Annotated in this window: 23 protein-coding genes; 4 read left to right on the plus strand and 19 right to left on the minus strand. The window is 44.3% G+C overall.

The window, feature by feature from the left end; all coding sequences use genetic code 11:
- Positions 1-397 precede the first annotated feature (397 nt).
- On the minus strand, positions 398-1,780 hold the full coding sequence (locus ICL80_RS17525) for a DUF6538 domain-containing protein (protein ID WP_194214013.1): 1,383 nt from the start codon (positions 1,778-1,780) through the stop codon (positions 398-400).
- Positions 1,781-2,568: 788 nt separating this feature from the next.
- Between ICL80_RS17525 and ICL80_RS17530 the strand changes: the two genes are divergently transcribed.
- Positions 2,569-3,516, plus strand: coding sequence for an O-antigen ligase family protein (locus tag ICL80_RS17530; RefSeq protein WP_194214014.1), 948 nt, complete (start codon positions 2,569-2,571; stop codon positions 3,514-3,516).
- On the opposite strand, the gene ICL80_RS17535 is transcribed toward ICL80_RS17530, so the two are convergent.
- The 18 genes from ICL80_RS17535 to ICL80_RS18225 form a co-directional block, all read right to left on the minus strand.
- Positions 3,444-3,884, minus strand: a complete 441-nt coding sequence (locus ICL80_RS17535) for an MraY family glycosyltransferase (RefSeq protein ID WP_194214015.1) — start codon at positions 3,882-3,884, stop codon at positions 3,444-3,446. The two genes, ICL80_RS17530 and ICL80_RS17535, sit on opposite strands and share 73 nt — an antisense overlap.
- A 94-nt stretch (positions 3,885-3,978) precedes the next feature.
- Entirely contained in the window at positions 3,979-4,953 is a 975-nt protein-coding gene (fcl, locus tag ICL80_RS17540; RefSeq protein WP_194214016.1) for a GDP-L-fucose synthase, read from the minus strand.
- Positions 4,953-6,074: a GDP-mannose 4,6-dehydratase gene (gene gmd, locus ICL80_RS17545; RefSeq protein WP_194214017.1), complete on the minus strand. Its 1,122-nt coding sequence runs from the start codon at positions 6,072-6,074 to the stop codon at positions 4,953-4,955. Before gmd ends, fcl begins: the two co-directional genes overlap by 1 nt.
- Positions 6,075-6,083: 9 nt before the next feature.
- Positions 6,084-6,842 carry a glycosyltransferase family 2 protein gene (locus tag ICL80_RS17550; protein ID WP_228073659.1) on the minus strand — a complete coding sequence of 253 codons (759 nt, stop codon included), beginning with the start codon at positions 6,840-6,842 and terminating at the stop codon, positions 6,084-6,086.
- 35 nt (positions 6,843-6,877) lie between these two features.
- Positions 6,878-8,641 (minus strand): carbamoyltransferase family protein, encoded by a 1,764-nt coding sequence (locus ICL80_RS17555; protein ID WP_194214018.1) that lies wholly within the window; start codon positions 8,639-8,641, stop codon positions 6,878-6,880.
- 77 nt (positions 8,642-8,718) lie between these two features.
- Positions 8,719-9,870, minus strand: a complete 1,152-nt coding sequence (locus ICL80_RS17560; protein WP_194214019.1) for a glycosyltransferase family 4 protein — start codon at positions 9,868-9,870, stop codon at positions 8,719-8,721.
- 12 nt (positions 9,871-9,882) lie between these two features.
- Entirely contained in the window at positions 9,883-11,124 is a 1,242-nt protein-coding gene (locus tag ICL80_RS17565; RefSeq protein ID WP_194214020.1) for a hypothetical protein, read from the minus strand.
- A 4-nt stretch (positions 11,125-11,128) separates the two neighbouring features.
- A complete protein-coding gene (locus ICL80_RS17570) occupies positions 11,129-12,403 on the minus strand; it encodes a lipopolysaccharide biosynthesis protein (protein ID WP_194214021.1) in 1,275 nt (424 codons plus the stop codon).
- A complete protein-coding gene (locus tag ICL80_RS17575) occupies positions 12,400-12,915 on the minus strand; it encodes an acyltransferase (RefSeq protein WP_194214022.1) in 516 nt (171 codons plus the stop codon). The genes ICL80_RS17570 and ICL80_RS17575 overlap by 4 nt, the downstream gene beginning before the upstream one ends.
- Before the next feature lie 218 nt (positions 12,916-13,133).
- Positions 13,134-13,850, minus strand: coding sequence for a class I SAM-dependent methyltransferase (locus ICL80_RS17580; protein ID WP_194214023.1), 717 nt, complete (start codon positions 13,848-13,850; stop codon positions 13,134-13,136).
- A gap of 112 nt (positions 13,851-13,962) precedes the next feature.
- A complete protein-coding gene (locus ICL80_RS17585; RefSeq protein ID WP_194214024.1) occupies positions 13,963-14,994 on the minus strand; it encodes an SDR family NAD(P)-dependent oxidoreductase in 1,032 nt (343 codons plus the stop codon).
- Between the two features lie 5 nt (positions 14,995-14,999).
- Positions 15,000-16,148, minus strand: coding sequence for an NAD-dependent epimerase/dehydratase family protein (locus tag ICL80_RS17590; RefSeq protein ID WP_194214025.1), 1,149 nt, complete (start codon positions 16,146-16,148; stop codon positions 15,000-15,002).
- 31 nt (positions 16,149-16,179) lie between these two features.
- Positions 16,180-17,196, minus strand: coding sequence for an NAD-dependent epimerase/dehydratase family protein (locus tag ICL80_RS17595; protein ID WP_228073661.1), 1,017 nt, complete (start codon positions 17,194-17,196; stop codon positions 16,180-16,182).
- 194 nt (positions 17,197-17,390) lie between these two features.
- Positions 17,391-17,762 (minus strand): MarR family EPS-associated transcriptional regulator, encoded by a 372-nt coding sequence (locus ICL80_RS17600; RefSeq protein ID WP_228073663.1) that lies wholly within the window; start codon positions 17,760-17,762, stop codon positions 17,391-17,393.
- A 200-nt stretch (positions 17,763-17,962) separates the two neighbouring features.
- Positions 17,963-18,958, minus strand: coding sequence for a plasmid partitioning protein RepB C-terminal domain-containing protein (locus ICL80_RS17605; RefSeq protein WP_228073665.1), 996 nt, complete (start codon positions 18,956-18,958; stop codon positions 17,963-17,965).
- The gene (locus ICL80_RS17610) at positions 18,937-19,857 is read right to left on the minus strand and encodes a ParB N-terminal domain-containing protein (protein WP_194214026.1); all 921 of its coding nucleotides are present in this window, start codon (positions 19,855-19,857) and stop codon (positions 18,937-18,939) included. The genes ICL80_RS17605 and ICL80_RS17610 overlap by 22 nt, the downstream gene beginning before the upstream one ends.
- 35 nt (positions 19,858-19,892) lie before the next feature.
- Positions 19,893-21,449, minus strand: a complete 1,557-nt coding sequence (locus ICL80_RS17615; protein WP_228073667.1) for a recombinase family protein — start codon at positions 21,447-21,449, stop codon at positions 19,893-19,895.
- Between the two features lie 223 nt (positions 21,450-21,672).
- On the minus strand, positions 21,673-21,843 hold the full coding sequence (locus tag ICL80_RS18225) for a helix-turn-helix domain-containing protein (protein WP_194215935.1): 171 nt from the start codon (positions 21,841-21,843) through the stop codon (positions 21,673-21,675).
- Between the two features lie 225 nt (positions 21,844-22,068).
- Here ICL80_RS18225 and ICL80_RS17625 point away from each other — a divergent pair, with 225 nt between their 5' ends.
- The 3 genes from ICL80_RS17625 to ICL80_RS17635 all read left to right on the plus strand — a co-directional run bounded on the left by ICL80_RS17625 (position 22,069) and on the right by ICL80_RS17635 (position 24,718).
- On the plus strand, positions 22,069-22,395 hold the full coding sequence (locus ICL80_RS17625) for a helix-turn-helix domain-containing protein (RefSeq protein ID WP_194214027.1): 327 nt from the start codon (positions 22,069-22,071) through the stop codon (positions 22,393-22,395).
- Between the two features lie 398 nt (positions 22,396-22,793).
- Positions 22,794-23,165, plus strand: a complete 372-nt coding sequence (locus ICL80_RS17630) for a helix-turn-helix domain-containing protein (RefSeq protein WP_194214028.1) — start codon at positions 22,794-22,796, stop codon at positions 23,163-23,165.
- Positions 23,166-23,425: 260 nt separating this feature from the next.
- Positions 23,426-24,718: a type IV secretory system conjugative DNA transfer family protein gene (locus ICL80_RS17635; protein WP_194214029.1), complete on the plus strand. Its 1,293-nt coding sequence runs from the start codon at positions 23,426-23,428 to the stop codon at positions 24,716-24,718.
- Position 24,719 lies beyond the last annotated feature (1 nt).

Consider the following 24,719-nt stretch of genomic DNA (forward strand, 5'->3'; position numbering starts at 1 on the left):
CAGCTTTGCAGGCTTACTGGAAGAGTACGACATTGAGCACACCCGTGGCAAGCCATACCACACAGAGACGCAGAACAAGGTCGAGCTAGCACCAGTCACTGAAGAACCGCATCTTGAGCTTGTAATTTTAAATGATTCTACTGTTTTGATGTCTTAATAGATGTCTTGAGTGGTTAACGTCCCAATATGGGACATTAAAAAATCTACGCATCTAAGGGGCATATTGCGCTTCGCCTGACTAAGCAGTAGAGCGTCGCCAGTAAAGTAGAGAGCACGTAAGGTATTAATTTTGTTGAATCTTTGGTAGCGGAGGAGGGATTCGAACCCCCGGCACATGGATTATGATTCCACTGCTCTAACAAACTGAGCAATTTGGTGACATACAATGATTTACCCCTCAACCAAAAATATCCTTTGGATATGGGTGAACAATCTTCAACAGTTGCTCCTGCCTGAACTTCATGGAGCCGCCATCACCATACTTGGGCCGCGTGTTCTTATGCCCCATCATCAAACACCGGAAGTCATAATCTAACCCCGCCTCCAGCATCCGCTTTTCAAACGAATGCCTGAAGGAATAGATAATATGGCTATCTGTCGGAAAGAGCTTATGGATACGAAACTCTTTCATAAGCAACTGTGACAAGGCATCTCCCTTGTCTCTGTATCTGGGGAAGCCATGAGGTGCCCGCTTCATGGCCTCAAGGGAAACCCCCACCAGCGGGATTTTACGGGTAGAGGACTGTGTTTTGATCTCCACACCAGCACGCGGACGGATATCAAGGTATGGGACCTCTGCATCCAGGATAATATTTTCAGGTAATAGGTTTGCTACCTCAGAAGGGCGGCACCCTGTCTCTATGAGTGTATAGACAATATAAAGCGCTTCCTTATTGAGGTCACCAAGTGCACCACGCTTAAGTATTTTGCTGCGCACCCAATCATCTTCAAAAGGGGGAACCTCTGTCGGGCTTGTGTTCTTGAAGGATAGAAGACGGAAAGGGTTGTCCCGTGTTTCCTGGCCAATATAGTTAAAATATTCCCGACACAGGGTTCTCATATTCCCAAGATCACGGTTAGCTGTGTTCGCCTTTAAGGGCTTTTGTCCGTCTGTGGGTAGCAATCTTTCTGCCCACCAATTATAATAGGCTTGTGCATCACTTCTAGTAATTTCCAGAATTGGCTTGTTACCACATAGACCCACAAAATAATTAATCGCTCGCTGCTTGCTTTTTTTCCAACTTTTCTTCTGCTTGGGAGATTTGTTCAGAAGATCACCAACAGCAATGGTATCACAGTATAGATCAAAGGCCTCCAGCACTGTTAGCGTAGGTTCATCAATACCGCCCAAGAGCGCATCCGCTTCCGCCTGATGGACCCGACCAGGCTGGATACCACTCGCCTGCGTCACCACCTTCACACGGTCCACCAGTTCACCCACATCAGCCGTCTGAACCAGTTGCATAGCAGGGCTATAGATAAACCCGTGTGCGAGGGCACGCGAGCATGCCGCCTGATATTTCCGATCCAGCACCCCTCTGACCTGTGCTAACTGCTCGGCACTCGCAGTCTCATCGTTATTAAAAGCCACCGCGGCCCAATAATCATTGTCCGCCTGCTCCAGGGCATCCCTTCGCAAGCGAGCAATCTCACGCGAATCTGTGCCTAAGGACTGCTTGATGATATCCCGCTCATCATAAGCGCGGTATTTCTCTGGCACCCTTCTTTTATAGTACCAGCGGTCACCTCGAAGCATCAAATACCTATCTGGCTTAGCCATGGTATCACTCTCATTTGTGTCCCAAATGTGTCCCATATTGTGTACCAATTTTGAGAAAAGTCAAGAAGAGGCAAAGCCACGATTTCACATAACCCTTGTAAATCAATGCCTTATAAATATATAAAGGAGGAAAAGTGGTGCACCGGGAAGGATTCGAACCCTCGGCCCCCAGATTCGTAGTATGATAATCAAGATTATAACTTATTGAAATAAAAATATATTCTTAAAATAATTCTGTGTATGTGTATAAAAATGTGTACACTTAGAGCTTTCACACTTTAAAGTAAAACGCACTGTAAGCCTCGCTACGCACCATCTCAATGATTCGCCCAACTACAGGCATAATTGCTAGCCCCCGAGAGATGTACTGGATCAATCCGCACATTGTTTTATGCCTAGCATTGCGCTATCATATTTTTGGGAGCTACTTTGAAGGGTCTGGTGCCGTGCGATTTATCTATTTACTACTTTTAATATCACCCCTGCCCTTTGCAAGTGCTCGTCCTGTGTGGCAATATTTCTGGGTTGTCTTTATCGGGTTTTCTGGAATTATCTATGCGATACGCTGGAAGTCACTGAATGGCGTCAAGCTTCCCAAAGTTTTTTACTTTCCGGTCGGCGCAACACTATTCCTTATTTCTTGGGGTATTCTACAAGTTCAACTTAGGTGGTCAGTAACACCTCAACATACAATCACAACAATACTTTATTTCTCCTCACACTTAGTGTGGTTTTTCCTAATTTTCAAAAACTTCAAACGGCAATCCGATGTGCCAAAGTTCATACTGATGATTAGTTTGATTGTAACAGCTTACTGTGTGTATGGCCTCATTGTGTATTTTTCGGGGAATGGCTATGTGTTATGGTACGAGAGGCAGGCATCTTTTGGAGCATTAACATCTACTTTTGTAAACAGAAACAGTTTTGCCGCATATGCCGGTATTGGTGTTCAATGCATGCTGGCCTATATGCTCTGGACATACACACACAAGACAGAAATGCATGTAACTATAAAAGACAAAATCATTCAGTTTCTCACCCAAGACCTAACAAAAAATGTTATGATTGCACTTTCGCTCATTATACTTCTGTCTGGCCTTTTTCTGACAGCCTCGCGTGCAGGAATTATGACCAGTCTGGCTGGTTCTTTACTCTTAATTATGCTTTCAACCTTAAAAGCCACACCTAACCCCTCCGATGTCACAAAACGCAATAAGCATTACTTTTTTATAGCTAGCCTGACAGCCCTTGCGCTCCTCACTTTTAATCTAAGCGGCGAACTTTTCAGTAACAGAATGAACACATTGAATTATAATGATATGCGGTTCCTAGCGTATCCTATTATGATGGACACCATTGCAGAAAACCCCATAAAAGGCATTGGCATCGGCACTTTTGTTGAGTATTTCTCTCAATACCGGCCCGAAGAGATGCCTCGGTATTTCAATAAGGGCCATAATGATGTTCTTGAAATTATCATGACCGCAGGACTTTTTGCAGGAGGACTTTTTATCCTGTCTTTCCTATTCATTACGATATGGATGTTTTACAGTGCCTTTAAAAGTGTAGAGCATAAAATTTTCCTATTCCTTGGGGGTACAGTATCGATTCAGATGGGCCTTCACTCCCTTGTGGATTTTCCTCTCCAAATGCCAGCTATTTCCTACTTCTTCACCAGCATACTGGCAGCCTGCGCATTTATACTGGCTCGGGAACGCTCTAAACGCCCACTATAAACGGCACTACTTTTGAAACCCTCTATAAATGGGGGTATTACCAGACCATCAAGACGCAATCGGGCACCCACCGCGCAACAAGCCGCTATCGCAACAAGGCAAACCTGCCAGCTAAGCTGCAATTTATCATCTACAAGACCAAGCATGGCTGCCATGATGGTACAGACACTCACCCCAACCATGCGTGAACTGGCATCAAATAAATAGTGATTCAGGAGCATGAATACAGAAAGGACACCAAGCATGAGCGCCCCAACGAGCGGCGCTGGTAACTTATGGATTTTATGACCCTCTTTATCAGGGTCGTCCATAACGCCAAGAAGTTCACCGAAATAACGAGCATTTAGCGCAATGGCTAGTACCGTCATAATACCGAGTAAGCTATAATCAGGCTCATAGAATATCTCTAAACTTTATGCAATTTACATCTATATACACAAAAATCAGGCCATTATCAGTATGTTAATAATCTCTTAAACTAGAAAGCTTTTGAGAAAGAAACCAATTGTAGACACTTTTAATGCCCTCCTCCAACTCAATAGATGCCGCCCAGCCCAACCGCGCTAATCGACTGACATCCATCAGCTTTCGCATCGTACCATCTGGCTTAGATGTATCAAACTTCAAATTACCTTTAAAGTTGGTAACACGAGCCACAGTTTCAGCGAGTTCCCGAATAGTCACATCTGTTCCACTACCCACATTTATATGGCTACACATTGGTTTGGTTTCTCTTGAATAGGCCTCATAGTCCAAGTCGAGCACAAATAGTGATGCGGCTGCCATGTCGTCCACATGTAAAAACTCTCGCTTTGGTTTCCCTGAGCCCCAGATAATTACCTCATCTCGCCCTTCCTGTACTGCTTCATGAAAACGCCGGATCAACGCCGGAAGAACATGTGAGTTCTCAGAGTGAAAATTGTCGCCCGGACCATAAAGGTTGGTCGGCATAACCGAACGGAAGTCTGTTCCATGTTGCCTATTATAGCTCTCACCAAGTTTAATGCCTGCAATTTTAGCTATTGCATATGGTTCATTCGTTGGTTCCAAGATACCGGTCAGAAGCACATCTTCACTCATAGGCTGGCTTGCCTGCTTAGGATAAATACAAGAAGAGCCCAACTGAAGTAACTTTTTCACTCCCGCTTTATATGCCGCGTGGATGACATTGCACTCTATAATCAGATTATCATAAATAAAATCAGCTGGATACGTATTGTTAGCATGAATACCTCCAACTTTAGCAGCCGCCAGAATCACTACATCAGGCTTCTCTTGAGCCATGAAAGCATGAACCTTCACCTGATCTCTAAGGTCAAGTTCCGTAGAAGGCCGCGTAATCAACTCCAGAGCTTCTCCTGCTTTTTTACGAGCTTCAAGCAGTCGTAGAATCGCCCCGCCGACCATTCCATGATGGCCTGCGACATAAACCCTCATCACCCATTCTCCAAAGGCACAGGCAGTTCAAGCCCATGCTCTTTCAGAAGGGCATAACGTTTGGCAGCTTTGAGGTCGTCAGCCACCATCTCGGCGCACATCTGGCGCGCAGTAATTTCTGCTTCCCAGCCAAGCTTAGCCTTTGCTTTCGTGGAGTCTCCCAGCAGAGTTTCAACCTCTGCTGGGCGAAAATATAGAGGATCAATCCGCATAATCACATCACCACACTTAACTTTTGGTGCATTATCACCTTCTACTGCTGTTACAGTTGCAACCTCATCAACACCTTCACCAGAAAACACTAATGTTATTCCAAGCTCTGCAGCTGTCCATATGATAAATTGTCGAACCGAATACTGCACACCAGTAGCAATTACAAAATCCTCGGCTTCCTCTTGCTGGAGCATCATCCATTGCATACGCACATAATCTTTAGCATGTCCCCAATCACGCAAGGCATTGATATTACCCATGAAGATGCACCTTTCTAACCCCTGAGCAATATTAGCAAGACCACGTGTAATTTTACGTGTTACAAATGTTTCACCACGACGGGGGCTTTCGTGGTTAAAGAGGATGCCGTTACAGGCATACATTCCGTATGCCTCTCGGTAATTTACTGTAATCCAATAAGAATACAGCTTTGCCACTGCATAAGGCGAGCGAGGATGAAAGGGAGTTTTCTCCGTTTGCGGAGTCTCCTGCACAAGGCCATATAGCTCTGAAGTTGATGCTTGATAAAATCTTGTCTTCTTTTCCAAACCCAGAAAGCGAATAGCCTCTAACATACGAAGAGTACCAACACCGTCCGTATCAGCGGTGTACTCGGGGGCTTCAAAACTCACGGCCACATGCGACTGCGCCCCAAGATTATACACTTCGTCAGGCTCTACCTTACTGATGATGCGGGTGAGGTTAGAAGTGTCTGTTAAGTCCCCATAGTGCAGTTTAAGTTGTTGGCTTGATGTGTGAGGGTCTTGATAAATATGGTCAATCCTCTGCGTATTGAACAGGGAAGCACGACGCTTGATACCATGAACTTCATACCCTTTAGCAAGGAGTAACTCTGCCAGATACGACCCGTCCTGACCAGTAACCCCTGTGATCAAAGCTTTTTTCATAACAACACATTAACCTTTGTTTATAAATTGCCCAAGCTTGGACAAGTTCTTTCTTATCAACGCCCCGGTGCCCCCCATACCATTAGAGCGTAAAGCGTGGTAATCCTCCTGGCTTTTCTGGATAATGTGCTTCAGGGACCGATTACTTACCCCCCCAACTCTCATTTTAACCATAACGCGGGGCAAATATGCCATGCGTATTCCACCATGCCCCATGTACCGTAGCATCGCATCGTAATCTGCCGCTATACGATAAGACGTATCATAGAGACCAAATTTTTCAAACACTTCACGTCTTAAATAAACAGTAGGATGGGGCGGCATCCAACCCTTTCTGAGCCTTTGGGGATTGTAAGGTCCTGATGTCCAGTGCCGGATTACTCGGTTGGTATTATCAGCAGCAACATACTGGAGGTCGCCATACACACCATCAACGTCTGGGTTTCCTAATATTTTTGCAACATCTTCAATAATATCATCAGCTGCAAAAATATCATCAGAATGCATAAGTCCTATAACATCCCCTGATGCACGTTTAATTCCTCTATTAATAGCATCATAAATGCCTTTATCAGAACAACTCTGAATATTCGTTTTTGAGTTTGCTTTGCCGTTTATAATATCAATTGTACCATCCGTTGAGCCACCATCTTGGATAACATGATCAATGCTATGATTATATGTCTGTGACTGAACCGTCTCTAACGCCTCACCAATAGTATTTACTCGATTAAAAGCTGCCGTTATGATGGAGATTTGAATAGACATAATTAGTACCAAAGCTAATAGGCAAACAAACGAACTTAACGTATTTCTCGAGTATATGTAGGTTTCCATAGAATGGACGTCCCCAATACTAGAACATCCATATCTGTGCGGTCAAAGCATGCTATTGCTTGTTCTGGGGTATCTACGACTGGTTCGTTTTCATTAAAGCTTGTATTTAAAACGATTCCATACCCAGTCCTATCTTTCAACGCCCTAATAAGCTTATAGTATTTTGGATTGTTTTCTTCATCGACACTTTGCAGCCGCCCTGTGCCATCTACATGAGTTACAGCAGGAAACAGCTCACGCCACTCTGGCTTAAATTTTACCACGTGCATCATAAATGGACTTTCTATATCCTGTTCAAAGAAACGACCAACCTCTTCCCTAAGAACAGAGGGGGCAAAAGGCCGAAAAGATTCACGCTTCTTAATTTTCTTGTTAATAGTGTCCTTCATACCCTTAATAGCAGGGTTCGCTAATATTGATCGATTTCCCAACGCCCGAGGGCCCCACTCACTTCTACCTTGGTACCAGCCCAAAACTGCCCCTTTAGCAATATAATCCGCTGAAATACTAATTGCCTCATCATCATTTTGACACTCATATACCTGATACCCTGAAGCTTCAGCTGCCTTGGATATCCGTGCTTGCGAATACTCAGGGCCCCAGAATCCATGTTTCATGTGGAAACGCTCCGCACGACCAAGCCCCATATGCCAGCATGCATAAGCGGCACCAATAGCGGTACCATCATCAGAAGCAGCACACTGCAAGTACATTTTATCAATATCAAAGTCGCGATACATGCGAGCATTCATAACACCATTAAGAGCACACCCTCCAGCCATTGACAAGTTTTTAAGTGGTACATGTTTCTCCAATGTTTTTAGGCAGTTAGATGCAGCGCGTTCAAAATGCACTTGGGTTGATTTTGCAATATTCTTCTCACGTTGACTAATTTCCAATTGCCTATCTCTTTGATCGCCTAAAAGCCTAACCACTTTTTCAGAGAACAAGCGGCCAAGCTTCATCTGCCCATCATCTCCCAATTGCGCCTCACTCAAAGCACGATGAATCGTGAAATAGCTACGATCCAGCCTGAACCAGTCCAAATTTTCAATAGACACAATTTTATGCATTTCTTCAGCAAAAGTGTCTTCTCCATATGGGGCCAAGCCCATAACCTTATATTCTTCGCCGAACAAATCAAACCCAATCAATTGGCACATCGCCGAGTAAAAGTGCCCCAATGAGTCCGGCACACGAACACGATCTAATATCTTAATTTCAGGGCCTTCGCACCTAGCTGCCATTGCTGATGCAAAATCACCGGACCCGTCATAAGAGAAGCCTGCTGAACCATCAAAGCCTGAGAGGTAATATGCACTAGCAATATGAGCGAGGTGATGTTCTACATTATAGATTTTGTATTTCATCTTAGCCGGGTCTTCATCGCAAATATAAGGCAAACTTTTGAGCGTAATTGCCGTTTCTTTTTGTCTGTTTAAAAAACGTGCCGCGGCCTCAACACCTACCTTGGGATTCGACAAGGCATAAGCGACTTTTGACTTAATATTCGCCCCAGACGCGTGTGCGAGGGCTATATGAGTAATGTCGGCCAATTTGATCCCTGCATCTTGCAAAAGCCAACGGATTGCATTTTCAGGGAACGCCATCGTATGCTTGTTACGCGCACCAAGCCGCTCTTCGGCCACCGCCCCATGCAGTTTACCATCTATGACAAGGCACGCTGAAGAATCTGGGTGGAAGGCATTAAGGCCTAGAATTGCTGACATTTCATATCCTTTAAAATTAAAAATACATACAGGACATATTCGGAACGATTATCATTATGTAGTACGATAATAACCCCTTAGTATCTTTCAAGAACTTGTTGATATGCTATCATGGTCGCCTTGGCAATATTATCTGGTGAAAACGATCTTATTGCAATTTCACGAGCTTGCTTACCACACTTCTCGCGCAGGTAGGCATCGCTTGCAAGCTGTGTAATTTTCTCCGCCATTGTTTCATGATCTCCGACCGGCATTATGAAACCGGCCTTGCCGTCCAGCACATGGCGGGCAACATCACCTACATTGGTTGACACAACGGGCTTAGCCATCGCCATCGCCTCCCATACGGCCACCGGGGATGACTCTGCGTTGGAGCTGCAAACATATATGTCGCAGCGCCGCAAGATAGCCCGAACATCATCGCGGGCACCACAAAACTGAATAGATCCGGCGTCAAGTTCGCCCGCTAACCGCTTGAGACGTTCTAAGTAGACCTGCTGGCCCTTACTTATTTGGCCGATGACCAGGAAACGTACTGTTTTAGTCGCTGAGGCCTTGTGCAGTAATGCGGCCGCGCGGATCAAGGTTTCCAACCCCTTTACAGGGCTTACGTTTGCAATTGTTCCGATGACCAGCTCGTTACCCAGACTTTCCAGAAATTCCTGATCTTCGGTAGTGTCAATTTGTGCGGACGGAGAGAAGTATTCCGGATCGACAAGGGATGATATTATGTGCCCAGGCTTACCCTGAGGGTATAAGTCCCGGTAATAGTCATACGATCGGTGCGAGGCGAAAATAAAGCCGCTCGCCAGGCTTGAGGCAAACCTAAACAGCCACCGGACAAAGCCAGGGGCAAAGGTGTCATTCAGGTGCCATACAACAGGTGTGCCAGTAAGCCGTGCGGCAATGACCCCTTTATACTGCCAACTTCCGCCAGATGCATGCACAAGATCAACCTTCTTGCGTTGCAAGAACCAAGCTAGGTGTATAATCTCAAATGGAGATAGCAACAGATAGCCAATAGCTGGAAACAATTCTTTCGTGAGCCTAGAAAGAGGAAGTTGGCGATAGGAAATATTATGCTGCTCACAAAGTGTGCTGAAGGCATCCGAGTTTGCTTTTGGCATGACGATGAGCGTATCAATATCTCGAATTGCCGCAGCCACACGCACCATTCGAATTTGCGGGCCACCTACCTTACCTTCTTCAATGATATTCGCGACGCGCATGCTGGACAACTCCTATTTAGCAGCATATTGGCGGAAGAAGGCAACGCGTATAATGCTGTGAAGAATAATTATGGTCACGGTCAATTTGATCAAAGCTATTGGTGAATACCAGAGAGTCGTGGAAAGAGTTAACACAAAACCAGCTGCAAGCATTGAAGCAAGTGTACCACCTGACACCGAAATAGTCCGAAGGTATGCATCACAACGTTTACAAATATAGCCCAAAATCACCCCTCCCAAGATGACCCCTACAGTACCAAAGTTCCAGTATAATGTATTTGCTAGATGCATCCCACCATTATACTGATAGCCGTAGTCTTGATAGATTTCACTCTCATAGCGACCATCTAACCACCATACAATCGGAACCTTATCCAAGTTATTTAAATCACCACTATTAATCAAGTCAATTACTCCCATGGATCCAACGAAAACATTAGAAGCCCCTCCCGGTAAAGAGAAGAAAGTATTTATGTTATCGATGCCCCCATTAGATAAATAGTTAAAAACTCCAACTGTACGAGAAATGCCGACAAACCAAAGAAGGAAAGCAGCTATCGCCAATCCAAGCATTTGGCGTATAGTAAAATGTGTATTGCCCATTGAGTACACTAGTATGATAATGACACTTATTGTGAGCGTTCGCCTTGACATGAGAAATGATAATGCAATGATCAGAAGATACATTATCAAAATTGCCCGTCTGCGCTTATCCCCGCGTACATAATTCAAAAATACAGCGGCAAAGATGTTAAAAATTTGATGCACTGTTGAGCTGAAAAGCTGATCTTCACTCTTAATTGTGCCGTAATCATTAAAAAGTATGGTGTGAGCCTCTAGAAATTTGAATAAAAGAGAGAAAATTATAATGAAAAGTACCGTAGTGCTAGTTAAGGTAAACTTGATCTTTTGCTGATTACCTATTTTAACAAGTGCGCTTGCAAAGTGAGAGCCTATATAAAAAGCAGAACAAAAAATACTTATTAAAATAACTGCAGCGACCTTTAGTACAGGTCTAGCTTGAAGGTCATAATTTAACATCGTAAAGTAATCGAAGCCCAATAAGCTTGATAGCCATGGCGTTAACATAGGAAATGCAGCTAAACCGAGTGCTACACCCACAAGGTCCAGCCTGAAATATAATAACTGACGAATTATAATCCAAGTAAAAAACAATATAGGCAACACAGTTAAAGCTTGATAGCCTACCACTTTTTGGCCCCAAACAGCAACTTCGTATATCAAACTGTTCATCTAATTACTCACCTAGATGACTTGCACGTGCAAAAATTGTGAATATGCGTGTTACAGAAATTATCGCATAAACGATTGTGAACCCGATAGCTCCAAATAACATTGCAAAAAGTGGAAAAAGAATTAAGCCAAGCCCAAGAAAAGCTAAATTGATTTTCATTGCCGATCTCTCTAAGCCCCCTAAACTTATCAACATGCAGTATGGAAAGAAAATTACCACGACGAAATTTGCTATTGCCATAAGTCTAAGATAGGGCGCTGACTCAATGTAGCCATCACCTAAAAAGGTTAAACTAATCTCAGGGAAAAAAGTAAAAACCATAAGAGGAGGAAAAGCTATAAGGCCACCCAAAAGCATAGATAGCCTCATTGTCTTTCTTAAAGCTAGAAAATCAGCTTTAGTAATCTGATGAACAATTTGAGCCCCAATAAAAGAATTTATTACCACTCCGGGAAAACTTACAATTACTGCAAGTCGCTCTGCTGCACGAAGAAGACCTAACTGTGTATTGTCAATGAAAGGAGCCGCTATTACAAAAGCCCCGCTCTGTAACAAGAAAGTTGACAACGCCACAAGCATAAGATCCAAGTCACCGCTCCACGAAGCTTTATTTGCTACTCGCTTATTGGCTTCAGGAACAGTTCTGTTAGTGAGTAATAATTTGGCCACTATCGAAACAAACCCTAGTGCAGCAATAAAACATACCAATATGTTAACACTAGAATTCATCCAATCTAAAATTAGCAAGCTGGCAATAATAATACCTGCCGCGGCCGAGACACCTCCAATTTCAAAGAACGGTGACACCCAAGGTAACCCCAAGCCTTTAAAGTAGCCGGAAACTAATGCAAGCCAAGTAAACATTGGCAATGCTACGGCAAAGGCGACACCACTACCAGGCAAGGCCTCCCCAAATAAAGTCGTGGTTAATAGCAAAGAACCAATAATTGACAATATTAAAGTTGGCCAGAGACACTTTCTAAGTGCAAATTGAAGGTAACTAAGGGTGCAGATATGGCTTCCACTAGTAATGTTCTGCGCAATTACTCGAATAAGCACAAAGTCAAGGCCTCGCCTTGACACTATTGAAAACGCCCCCAGCAGACTGATAAAAAGTGCAAATTGACCTAATACTGAAGGACTGCTAGTATGGGCAATTAAAAATGTAAGTACTGAGCTCCCAAGGGCAGCAATGACACGCGTAGCAAAGGTTATGATCAAACGTACAACTTGCCCAGCATCATAGTTAAGTAAACGTTTTACTAAGTCTGTATTCATGGTTTACCGTTGTATTCAGGGGGCTGATGCGACTGCGGAAGATACAACCGCTCAAAATAAGCAGCGTTCCTTGGCAATTTTTTAATAATCGTTGCAGGAACACCCCCAATAAGAACATACCTTTCTGAGAATCTTTTCGTAACCACAGCCCCCATCCCCACAAACGTATGATTTGATATATAAGCGCCGGGTACAAACCTTGATGCTGAACCTATGTAGCACCAATCCTCTATAATAATAGAGCTTATATCATTTAGGTTTTCTGGTGTAATTCCATGTGTGAAAAACTGTGAGGACCGACCCGCTATAATTGAGTTAGCACCAATTGCGATGTTTCCTGAGGCTTCAAAAAAATGGAGCACACTAATTGAACTATTGCTGCCAAGGCGAAATGTCCCATGTTGAGCGCCAGTGATCCAGTTTAGTGCACTTATCCGAGAACCTGATTTTAATTCTATTTTCTTTAAACGCCAAATAAGATTAAAATGCCCTATATAAACATCATCTTCCATTACAAGATTATCTACACACACTAATGAAAACCCTATTCGACAGCGCCTGCCTATTTTATGCCCCAGTAACCGCAAAAGGAAAATTTTAAGACAGCTCGGTAGCAGCAATAAAAAAAAATATAACAATGTGTACATAACAAGTATCATATAAATAGATCGCTTTTCTTGCCTACAAAGCTTAGCAGTCAGGTAAAGATTAGAAATAACAAGCGTTTAAGCTATGGCTTTTTTATAAAAACAAACAAATTTCCACTCACAAACGCTGGCAAGAACCTGTGAATGGCAGATAGGGCTATATAAATAATCTTGCTACCAAAATAATACGCAGGATCGCTTCTGAAAATAAACGATCTACTCTCCCAATCGGCGAAAGTATTATGTATATCGGTCAAGGTGTTCATCTTGTATTTGGTTGGGAAGACATCAATCTCCTTCCTATTGGGCTGAACTCTACTGAGAAAAGCAGTATGGAATTTATTTTTGATTAGGGATGCACAGATCGCAACATATGAGTATTTATGAGGTGTTCTTGCACAGAACCAACCACCACTTTTCAAACATAGATCTATTTGTTTTGAAAAAGAGTTTCTGTCGTCAATATGCTCTAGAACGTAATCCGTTATTATTATATCTATCGAATTAGGGGGAATAGCAAGTTCACCACCTTTTATAAGTATTTGTTCATCACTTGCACGGTTATTGAGAACAACCTCATCAATATCGGCAGCTATTACTTTATGCACTTTCCCCTTTATTAAGCGAACAGATCGACGAGTTTCACATATATCGTCCTCATACCATGCTGCCCTGCCTGCTCCTAAGTCCAAAACCGTATAGCTGCTATCAAGCAACGAGTTAACTCGTAAATAAAAGTCAATTGTTCCATCATTCTTGGTAAAGCTACCAACCATATTATCCGCAGGATTAAATTCCATTCTTCTTTCTTTCTAGCTTCAATATTCGACTAAAACAACAGAACCCATATCAATAATTAGCCCAAACTTGATACACAATCAGCTGTTCAAATAAGAGCGAATTATAGTTTAGTTAATTCAAAACTCCACGTTCCACCAAATATCTCGCCAACTCATCTTTATTCATTGATGCCTCATGGGCTGAATTGTAGGGCCGGTCTGGTTGCGGTTGACAGGTCACACCGCTGTACTTTGGTGTGGAGGTGTCAGAAAAGGCAGACAGGGTCATGAAGAAATCGTCATACTCATAGGTACGCCTAACTTCTTCGTCATTCATTAGCTCCTCATACATTTTTTCTCCGGGCTTTGCGCCGATCTCGATAATTTCAATATTCTGGTCACTCGCAAGGTGGTCTCGCATCACATGGGCGATATCCTCAATGCGAGCAACCGGCATTTTGGTCACCATCACCTCACCACCCTTGGCCAACCAAACAGATTCAAGCACCAACGCTGCAGCTTCTTCAAGCGTCATGATAAAGCGGGTCATCTGCCTGTCAGTCAGGGTGATCGGGCCGCCACCCTCGATCTGACGGCGAAATAGAGGCACCACCGACCCGCGCGAGCCAAGCACATTCCCAAATCTCGTTGACGCAAAGATAGTACCGCTGTTGCGCGCCTGGATTTCGAGCCCCTTTGCCGTAGTCTCCGCCGCCGCTGTCATCAGCCGTTCGCCCATCAATTTCGATGTGCCCATCACATTGGTCGGGTTCACCGCCTTGTCGGAGGAGGTGAAAATCACCCGCTCTACACCATTGGCCTGAGCGGCATCAATAACATTCTGCGTACCCAGAATGTTTGTGGCAATTGCTTGCGCCGGGCTGTCCTCACAGAGGACAACATGCTTAAGCGCAGCAGCATGAAGCACAATATCCACGCCCCGCATACGCAGCTTCAGCGCTTCCCGGTCTCGAACATCTGCCAAGTGGCCAGACACCTTGTCTCTCCCACGGTACTGCTCTATCTGAAAAAATAGCTCGGTTTCATTATTATCTAGGCACACAACATGTGCTGCAGAACTGTCAACCAGCTGACGCACCAGTTCCGCACCTACTGTACCACAAGAGCCGGTCACGAGTACTGTTTTATCCTTAAACTTTTCCATCAAACCTAACTCCAACGCACGCGCGGCATAATACGGCTCTCGACGATACGATCACGGTTCTCAATAATGCGTTCCAGCATTGAGCCTAAGACAGCCTCAGTCATGTAATGAGGCTGCAGGCCCAGTTCCATAAGGCCGGAATGAGCAGGGTTATAATAATGTTCTTCCTTTTCCTTGCGCGGGTTGGGAATCGACTTTATTTCAACATTCAACCCCATCTGATTACCTGCGGCCCTCACACGCTCTGCAAGCTCCGTCACCGTGAATGTCTCGGTCAACTGGTTGAATATACGAAGCTCACCTTCTTCAGCGGGCTTCTCTGCTGCCAAACGAACGCACTGCAACGTATCGCGCAGGTTGAGATAGCCGCGCGTCTGGCCGCCGCCGCCATAAACAGTCAAAGGAACACCAGCCACAGCCTGAACCAAAAATCGGTTTACCACAGTTCCAAAAATATCATCATAATGAAAATTAGGGCAAAGCCTTGGATCTAGGTCGGCCGCGCTGGTTGAGATGCCATACACTGGCCCCTGCATCAAGTCTGTAACCCTAAGACCATAAGTGCGTACATAGAACCACAAGAGGTCTGTATCCAACACTTTGGTGGTATGATACAGTGAACCCGCTGCCCTCGGGAAGAGGAACTTGTCTTTTCGTCCTTTATGCTCAATATCGATCCAGCCCTCCTCAATATCGATATTGGGGGTGCCATACTCGCCCATTGTTCCCAGCTTTACAATGTGAGCATCGGGCGCCAGTTCCTTCACTGCCCAAATGCAGTTGAAGGTAACATCCAAGTTGTTTTGAAAAGTCTGCCTAGCCTCACGAAATCCCCGCATCGAATAGGGTGCAGAGGGTTGTTCTGCATAATGTACAATAGTATCAGGGGCCGTATCCCGAACCACCTCGAACATAAAGTCTGGATCGGCCAGGTCACCAATGCATACATTAATTTTTTTTCCGGTTACGCCTTCGAAAATCGAGGCTCTTTCCCTTAAGTTCGGGGCGACGAGAAGTGCGTCGCTCTCGGTCGCCTCCGCAATATTTCGACGTAAATAGTTATCTACAACGGTCACATTATAGCCTGCCGCGGCAAAATCCATAGAGGTTGGCCAGCCCAGATAACCGTCCCCCCCAAGTATCAATACTTTCATATCTTTGTTTCCCTGATTAAAATCTCACTAATTAATTCGCCTCAAGTGCAAGAAAATAGCGGATCGTCCGGCGCAAGCCTTCCTCAAGCGAAACCTGTGCCTTCCACCCCAAGCGCTTATATGCTTTTTCAGTATCCGAAAAATTGCGTGTAACATCGCCGTCCCGCTTGGGTCCAAAATACGTCGAGGGCACTATTATATTTTCCTGCTGCATCGCCGCAAACAGTTTTTCCACCATTTCTGAAAGCATAGTTTCCTGCGCGGTCGCAATCTGGAACGTCTCGCCCCCCACCTCCGGTATGAGGCCGGCCAGAACGACAGCATCAACGAGATCCGAGATGTGTATAAAATCCCGAGTTTGGGTGCCGTCGCCGTATATCTCCAAAGTTTCACCTGCCAGCGCTTTTTTGATAAACTTCGCAATAACAGACTGTTTATGCCCCGAGCCTTCACCGTAAACATTTCCAAACCGCAAAATCGCAGTCTCAATACCAAAGCAGTGAAAATATGCTGAGCAATACCCTTCACCTGCCAGCTTAGAAGCACCATAAGGAGATGCCGGATGCGGGGCCATCTCTTCATGCAGAGGCGGTACCTGAACGCCCAACGGTGCACCTGAAGATGCGAATACAAAGCGCCCTACGCCTACTTTTCGGCATGCCTCAAGCATATTGAGCGTTCCCATCACATTCGTGCGGCAATCACTCACCGGATCATCAACTGAAGGTCCAACACCCGTATTGGCCGCCAAATGGACAACGACATCAGCATCCTGAGCGGCTTGAACTGTAGTATCCTTATCAAGAATATCACCTTCAATAAGTTGAACATCATTAGTCCATGATTTTGAATCAGCGATCAAAGAAAGCTCACGATAAGTTGTTACTTGGCGCAGGTCATTTCGCGTTCCCACACATAAATTGTCCAGTACGCGGATATTGTGCCCACCTTCTGACAACAATCTTGAGAGCAGAGCCCGTCCAATGAAGCCGCACCCTCCCGTAATTAGCCAGTTCACCATATCATTTCGTCTCTTACTTGTTGCCATTCCAGACAAAGCATCCATCCAAACCAAGGTGTATTCCACATTCTGTTTTGTCCGGCATATGCAACCATCGGCCCGCCCGCATACCTTCATCAAAAGTGGCAGGACGCGCACAAGAGGCAAACCGATAGAGCAATAACATGCGACTTCCAAGAGGTGGTGCCAATACCTTGTCACAGCCACCTACTGACCAACCACTACCCATGTGAACTTCCCTTTGAAACCGCATTCGAGTGACTTGCATAGCCTACCTCTTGTGAAATTTCATGGCGCAGCTCATCAATCTCCACTTTGAGAGCGTGATACTCCTCTAGCTTTCGTTCAAGAAAGTGTTGCGTAATGGCCGCTTTCTCAGCAAGACCTTTCGGTGTTAAAATATAGGAATAGCGCCTTTTATCTTGAGTTGAGCTAAAGTTTCCCAGTTTTACAAAACCTTTCTTAACTAAGGCATTCAGGACGTAATGCGCGCCGCCAACGCTAACCCCAACAGCGTCTGCTAAATCACGCTGAGACATTTCAGGGTTTTCATTGAGCAAGTGAAGGATACGAAAATGCACCTCCTCTTGCATTCTACTCCGCTGACTAGTCACTAAACAACCGCCTTTAGCTACTTCATAGCCCGAGTAACTGCCACTCAACATAAAATAATCTGAGAAACTCTAATTGTTCAATAATGAACATTATATATACATCAACACTTAAAAAGCAATTTATTAAATCGTGGTCAGTACAGAGGCCGAACTGATAACCCCTTTCCTAATTTGAATTGTCATTCATCTTCACCCAATTCGCAACCTTGTACATCACCTGCACTGACAATCATTTTAAAGTGTTCAGAAATCTCAGGTTCATTGCGCTCTATATAATCTCGAATAGCCGCATTATCCATGAGCTTTACAAGGTAGCCTTTCGCCCCAATCAAATTAAGAAGGGTAGAACCATAATTCTGTTCAGCATCTTTATATCTGTCCTGAACCTGACTCATTTCCTTTTCTAGCCTTATCAACTGTTCAACAGGTGCTTTTTTAGGAACAGCCTGCCTTTTTTTAACATCCGTCCTTTTTTCAGGTGGTGTCGCTTTCAGCAGGGCATCAGCATGCGCTACTGTGATAGAATTGCTGGAAACCATAAGCTCTACCGCCTCCACTTGCCTCGCAGATTTCATATTACGCAGTATACGCGAAACTTCTGGTGTAAACTGTTGATCCTTCAGGAGGTCTATGGCTTTAGGGGCAATACCATCCAACAAACTTATACGTTTATGGATTGAACTCAAATTGACATTGAACGCACGTGCAAGTCGCTCTTTACTAACCCCCCGGTCAAGCGCCCTACGGATCATATAATGTTCTTGGATAGTCGATAAACGATTGATCCGATGATTATATGTATAAGTCTCATCATCTTTTGCTAATAAGCAAGGCGCTTCTTGATAATTTAGCTCTTTCAAAGCCAACACACGCAAATGGCCATCAAGTATCATAAAATCTGATGTTTCAACTTCAGATCTGATCACAGACAAGGGTTCTATCAGCCCAATTTCATGAATGGAGGACACTATCTGCCTATATTTACGTGTTGTCATAATACCATCCGGCATACGCTTACTTTGCATCAATTTCCCTAGGGGTATCTGATAGGTATCCAAATCAAAACCAAGCATAGTATTCAGCGGTGCCGTTGGATATTCAAGCTTCCCCTCACCTTCTTCATGAATCGGATAAATTCCTGGATACATTGGGGCTACTTTATTGTCTTTTGGCATGATGTTTCTCCCTGTTGACCACTACCTATCCGCGCAGACAAATATTTGGGCAAAGTCACCAGATTTTCCGCTCTTAGAAGGGTTATAAAATTTTCATCTGCAAAGAGCTTCCTCAACCCTTCAACCATCAGCAGAAGTTGTCGACTAACATGCTCAGCCTGCAACACCATTTTATGTTGCCGATCCACCTCTTTCTGATAAGTACGAACCAAGCTGTAACTTGTAGTCGGTGGCTCAATACGGTCACTATGCGGAGAGCCCGGGCCATGCTGGGCTCTTTTTTCAACAAGCCTTTTAGCCTCAATGAACTGCTTCCCTTTGAGTTGTCCTCTTTCATAGGCTTCTTGAAGCATATCTCCCAAATTATGGTCACCTACTTTTGTACGTGCAATTTCCAGCGCAATCGTCAAGGGAATCGATCCACGCTGAACACCTTCAATCAGTCGTTCTTCTCCTTGCTCAAGCAAGAACACTATATCGGTCACATACTTGCTGGATAGTCCCGTTTTTTCGACTATCTCATCGGCAGTATACCCTGCTTTCCGCAACCCTTTTATATCAGCTAATATCTCCAGTGGCCTATGGCCTCGGCGGGCAATATTTTCAGCCAGACTCATAATAAGTGCGTCTTCATCACTCACATTAATAATCAAGGCCGGGATATGTGTTTCACCTAATATACGAAACGCATTAAGCCGCCCCTCGCCACACACCAGTTTAAAAGAAAAATCATGACCCTCGTCAGTGCATTCAGAAACAGTGATAGGCTTTTTGAGGCCTATTTTTCTGATATTCTCTACAATCTCTTCAAATATTGAAGGATTACGGTCCCTTGGATTTAAAACCTCGATTTGATCAATAGGAACCAAGCTAACGCTATCAGGCATATCATTAATCATATAAATTTCCTTATATGTTCAGGGGAGATTAAACATTATTCTGTCACGGAAGCGCGTTCGACGAGCTCATACAGAGCTGCAAGAGAGTCAAAGCGAAAGCGATCAAAAACTGCCACATTTCGGTTATGAATATATATTTCCCGCCCGTGTTTACACCGTGGAAGCAGAAAATAATCCAACTCAGCCTGGTTAGCAGGGTCCAATCGCACTGCTACCGTTATATCGGCCCGTAATTGCTCACTATTTACCCTGGTAAACCATCTATATAGGCCCGCATCTGTAACGTGACAGCGGGCCAGAACTAAATTGATGAGAAGCTCTTGATTTACATGCAGCAAATCCACCTCCTGATCATAAAAAACAAGGCCACCCTTGTTTTCTATTTCAGACTGTACTTGCTCAATTATTTGCGGCCTCAGGGATTTGTTTAACCTGCGGATATCTGTAATATGATAGTATTGTACTGCCCTATAGCCCACAAGACTATACGCGCGCACTAACCCGCCAAAACGACTATGGTAGGTTGCTGCACCTGGCATATCTGGTACTGCGTTGATTATCGCTGCGGACAGTGTCCCTATCTTGCTGTATAATGTCCTTAAATTATCCAGTAATTCTTCATCTGAATAACGCCTGCTTCGAGACTGAAGCACTTCTTGCGCCTCTTGAAAAATATCCCGAGGCACGATTGCTTCAAAGGCTCCCTCTTTACGTATCCACATATCTGACGGGTTATTGACATGCTTTTGCTTGAGCTTAAAGGACCTACGATTGAAAACATTATTCCCTATATATTTTTCATTCGTGAGTACTTGGCGAACAGTTGCATACGTCCAGTTTTTTCCCTGATTTGTCTTAATGCCCCGTTCGTTCAGACGGTTTGCTATTTCTGTAATAGAGACGCCCCTAGTAAGGAGCCACTGGAACATTTTGTTGACAACCTCGACTTCCTCGCTTGGCCCAGGTACCAAGATCACACGGTCAGTCTGTAAGCTTTTATGTTCCCCCGGAGCCAATTCGCCTTTTTCTTTACCGCTCTGATCTACAAGCACACGGCGTAAACCAAAACCAGCAGGACCACCCTGTCTATATCCAAGTTCAATTAACCTGCATTGACCGGCAAATACCTTGGCGGACAGCTCACGGCTATATTCACCAGCCATGGCCCGCTTAACACCTTTGACAATTGTCGACACCGGAGAACCGTCATTTTCAAACTGCTCGGCGCAGTAAGTCACCTGAATACCTGACCTGCGGCAGATATATTCATAGTATGCTGACTCGTCCGCATCCTGAAAACGCCCCCAGCGGCTAATGTCGTAAACCAGAATAATATTGAAGCCAACGTCTCCAGCCTCAACATCACTTATAAGGCGTTGCAAAGCAGCTCTGCCACCAATTGAAAGGCCACTTTTACCTTCATCAGCATAGGTTTTAACGATTTCTATATGACGCTGTGCCGCATATTCTTGTATTTTCTTGGACTGATTTTGCGTGGAATATTGTTGGTGTTCTGTTGACATGCGCACATATTGTGCAGCTTTAAGGGGATGTGCAGGCGCATCTCCATGAGGGGCTATAGTGTTTTTCATAAGCTTTAATTCTTCACTATTCTCACACTGGAGAATTGTTTGACTTGAATGCCTAACAGCTATCAAAGAAATAAGCTTTATCAATATATATCAGTGGGTTATCATATTTCTGCGCAAACAAAATTGCTGGAGCGAAAAACTGCGTAATACAGTTTCGACTATAAGCCAATATTACGCTGTCGAATCAGACCATTTTAAAAGGTCGTCAAGTAATTAAGGCTATTTACTCTTTTCCTGAGGTGCTTTGTCGGCGCTGAGCTTGTTCAAAGGCCTCTACCTCCTGAATTGAGTATAAAATCCTTCCCCCAAGTTTCATAAAAATTGGGCCCTTACCTAACCAACGCCAACGCTCCAAAGTACGATGGGATATCTTCCAATAAGTCGCTAGCTCCATCTGATTTAGAAAACGTTTCTGTGTCACAATCCCTATACCATTATTGTCACTATAGTGCCGTCTAACCACTCGTTCAGTGTATTAAGCGCTCAACTAAGTTAAAATATTCTGTATAAAAAACATATAAGTTCTTTATACAGAATACGGTGTGCGTCTCTATTGTCAAGCATGTATTTGTCCATTACAGCCTTAAAGGAAGATAGCCACACCTTCTGGAGGTTTGTTGTGTCCTCACATCTTGGGCAAAAAGTAAAAGAGCTCAGAATAGCCAAAGGATACTCGCTCGACAAATTAGCTGAGCTAACAGGCTCCAGTAAAAGCTACATATGGTCTATCGAAAATCCACAACCGAAGAAAAAGATGAATCCATCAGCTGAAAAGGTCTCGAAGATTTCTCAAGTACTTGGTGTGACATCTACCTATTTATTGGATGATACTGCTACTTTAGATGATTCAACCCTAAAAGATGCTCTATATAGAGATTTTAAAGACCTTTCCCAAGAAGATCAGGCAAAAGTGAAACAAATCATTGCCTTGTGGGGCAAAAAATAATTTTATAATAATGAGTCTTGACCTTAGCCCCAAGTTACTACCACTTATCCATTGGTAGGGTACTTGGTATCCGTATAATATGTCTCTCAAAGAATTATAAGCGCTCTTTCTACACTTCCCTACGAACTTACAATTTCCTAAAAATAGCGGCCCTCAGCCCTTGCAGTATACAGTTTATACCCGTAACATATTGACACGGTTCGCAAAATCGAACCGTGGGAACCGTCAGCCCATAACACCGTATACGGCCAACAAATGTTGAGCCGGACGGTGTGGTTATGTCCAGGGTGCGAACCTAAAACCCGTGCACCTTGCTACGGTGGGGTCTTGACGGCGTCCGGCATATGATATGCCGATATTCCCAACATAAATAAAAAACGATAAGGGAATTTATGACCATGAGTGCAATAGATGAAACAGCAAAAATAGACATCTATCTGGGCAAGAAAATACGCCTGATGCGTATAAGCAGAGGCTTACGGCAAAAGCATGTCGCTGAAGCCATCGGTGTCAGTTTCCAGCAACTACAAAAATATGAAAATGGTACCAATCACATTAGAGCAAATCGCCTGTACGCACTGGCTGTATTTTTCAGAGTGGACCCTTCTTACTTTTTTGAAGGACTGGAACAAGAAGGCGAGTCAGCTTTACCTTTTGAGGAGCTTCTCAAAAAAGCTGAGACTGAAAAACTAATCAAATACTTCAATAATGCCGCAAACGACAATGTGCGCGAGAAAATACTCAATATGGTTAAGATAGCAGCCAAGTGAAGGATTTTGAAGTATCATGTCATATCTATCCACCTTGAGCCCCTTGTGGGCGAATGGTCAAGTATGGTTAGGGTGGCTGACAACCGCCTTTGTCGGTGTCAGTTTAAACACCCTAACCACCTGCTTGCATGCCTAAGTAACCTTAGACATTACACAAACATCAATTGTATTTGCACAACTATATATAATTGCAATTCTACCCAGCCTGTAGTTAGTATGCATGTAACAATATGTAACGAGCTATTTTTTGGGGGAAATAGATGCTTGTTCGTAACAGGGATTACAGTGAGCAGACAGAAGCTGGTGTCTATATTGGCTGCGCTGAGCCCGATAATACCGAAACTCTGTTAGAGCCAATCTGGTTTACAGGAGAAGGCTCTCTCGTCACCATAGCACCACCGGGGGCCGGTAAAGGACAGGCTCTCATCATTCCCAATTTGCTTGTGTATGATGGCCCAGCAATCGTGCTGGATATCAAAGGCGAAAACTACGACCTTACCCATGAGTGGCGAAGAGACAACGTTGGGCCAGTTTACAAGTTTGCACCTTTTGAAAAAGGCAGTCACAACTACAACCCTTTAGATTTCTTAGACCATAAAGACCCGGTTAAAATTTGGGACGGTGCGCGGTTAATTGCAACCATGCTTACAGTTCAAACCGGCAAGCCTGATTTTTGGGAGGGCCGTGCGCAAGACCTGCTTGCCGCAATCATTGCGCAAGTCAAACTAAACTACCCTGCTAAAGAGCAGAACATGCAAACGGTGCTGGATATGCTTTATCCAACCGAGAGCGACCTGAAGCTTATTGCAATGGAAATGCAAAACTCACCCATTCGGGCCTTAAAGCGAACCGGCAACATCCTTTCCACCATGCCAGAAAAGCAAAGAGAGGGCATTTTAGATAGCGCCCGCCGCCATGTGGACATTTGGCAATCGGAACGTGTTGAAAATATCACAAGCTCTACAGACTGGCTTCCAGAGGACTTTTGGAAGCCACCATACCCAACACTCTACATTTGCATCCCTGTTGGTCAGGTTAGCGCTTACGCCTCTGTGCTTAGAGTGCTGATCGGGCAGCATATTGATGGCCTGATAGCAAATGCCCCCACGCGAGAAGAACGCACCAAAAAAGACATTCCACCTGCACTGCTTCTAATCGATGAAATGCCACAACTTGGCTATATGCAGCCTATTCAATATTCCATCGAAGTAGGACGCAGCTACGGGCTGCGTACATGGATGTTTGCACAAAGCTTAGGCCAGCTTCGCAAGGCTTACCCCGATGCCGATGGATTGATGGAGATGTGTTACATCCAGTCATACATGAACCCAGAGTTTGATACGGCTAAACGACTATCAGACCGGCTAGGCTCTAATGACAGCCTGCTACGCGGCAAAAAACAACGCATCGCCGAGCCACAAGAGCTAATGAGTGAGGCATATGCCAACACCATCCTGACTTTTGCGCGTGGCAAAACACCGATCAAATTATTCAAACAATTTGCCTATGAGTACCCATACCTAATGGGGCGCATGGGAACGCCAAAAGCTTGAT

The sequence above is a fragment of the Kordiimonas pumila genome, assembly GCF_015240255.1.
GTDB lineage: Bacteria > Pseudomonadota > Alphaproteobacteria > Sphingomonadales > Kordiimonadaceae > Kordiimonas > Kordiimonas pumila.

Excerpts from the sequence above, each read along its gene's own strand:
- ICL80_RS17525 (WP_194214013.1), bottom strand. The coding sequence starts at position 1,780 with ATGGCTAAGCCAGATAGGTATTTGATGCTTCGAGGTGACCGCTGGTAC.
- ICL80_RS17530 (WP_194214014.1), top strand. The coding sequence starts at position 2,569 with ATGATTAGTTTGATTGTAACAGCTTACTGTGTGTATGGCCTCATTGTG.
- ICL80_RS17535 (WP_194214015.1), bottom strand. The coding sequence starts at position 3,884 with ATGACGGTACTAGCCATTGCGCTAAATGCTCGTTATTTCGGTGAACTT.
- fcl (WP_194214016.1), bottom strand. The coding sequence starts at position 4,953 with ATGAGGGTTTATGTCGCAGGCCATCATGGAATGGTCGGCGGGGCGATT.
- gmd (WP_194214017.1), bottom strand. The coding sequence starts at position 6,074 with ATGAAAAAAGCTTTGATCACAGGGGTTACTGGTCAGGACGGGTCGTAT.
- ICL80_RS17550 (WP_228073659.1), bottom strand. The coding sequence starts at position 6,842 with ATGTCTATTCAAATCTCCATCATAACGGCAGCTTTTAATCGAGTAAAT.
- ICL80_RS17555 (WP_194214018.1), bottom strand. The coding sequence starts at position 8,641 with ATGTCAGCAATTCTAGGCCTTAATGCCTTCCACCCAGATTCTTCAGCG.
- ICL80_RS17560 (WP_194214019.1), bottom strand. The coding sequence starts at position 9,870 with ATGCGCGTCGCGAATATCATTGAAGAAGGTAAGGTAGGTGGCCCGCAA.
- ICL80_RS17565 (WP_194214020.1), bottom strand. The coding sequence starts at position 11,124 with ATGAACAGTTTGATATACGAAGTTGCTGTTTGGGGCCAAAAAGTGGTA.
- ICL80_RS17570 (WP_194214021.1), bottom strand. The coding sequence starts at position 12,403 with ATGAATACAGACTTAGTAAAACGTTTACTTAACTATGATGCTGGGCAA.
- ICL80_RS17575 (WP_194214022.1), bottom strand. The coding sequence starts at position 12,915 with ATGGAAGATGATGTTTATATAGGGCATTTTAATCTTATTTGGCGTTTA.
- ICL80_RS17580 (WP_194214023.1), bottom strand. The coding sequence starts at position 13,850 with ATGGAATTTAATCCTGCGGATAATATGGTTGGTAGCTTTACCAAGAAT.
- ICL80_RS17585 (WP_194214024.1), bottom strand. The coding sequence starts at position 14,994 with ATGGAAAAGTTTAAGGATAAAACAGTACTCGTGACCGGCTCTTGTGGT.
- ICL80_RS17590 (WP_194214025.1), bottom strand. The coding sequence starts at position 16,148 with ATGAAAGTATTGATACTTGGGGGGGACGGTTATCTGGGCTGGCCAACC.
- ICL80_RS17595 (WP_228073661.1), bottom strand. The coding sequence starts at position 17,196 with ATGGCAACAAGTAAGAGACGAAATGATATGGTGAACTGGCTAATTACG.
- ICL80_RS17600 (WP_228073663.1), bottom strand. The coding sequence starts at position 17,762 with ATGCAAGAGGAGGTGCATTTTCGTATCCTTCACTTGCTCAATGAAAAC.
- ICL80_RS17605 (WP_228073665.1), bottom strand. The coding sequence starts at position 18,958 with ATGCCAAAAGACAATAAAGTAGCCCCAATGTATCCAGGAATTTATCCG.
- ICL80_RS17610 (WP_194214026.1), bottom strand. The coding sequence starts at position 19,857 with ATGATTAATGATATGCCTGATAGCGTTAGCTTGGTTCCTATTGATCAA.
- ICL80_RS17615 (WP_228073667.1), bottom strand. The coding sequence starts at position 21,449 with ATGAAAAACACTATAGCCCCTCATGGAGATGCGCCTGCACATCCCCTT.
- ICL80_RS18225 (WP_194215935.1), bottom strand. The coding sequence starts at position 21,843 with ATGGAGCTAGCGACTTATTGGAAGATATCCCATCGTACTTTGGAGCGT.
- ICL80_RS17630 (WP_194214028.1), top strand. The coding sequence starts at position 22,794 with ATGAGTGCAATAGATGAAACAGCAAAAATAGACATCTATCTGGGCAAG.
- ICL80_RS17635 (WP_194214029.1), top strand. The coding sequence starts at position 23,426 with ATGCTTGTTCGTAACAGGGATTACAGTGAGCAGACAGAAGCTGGTGTC.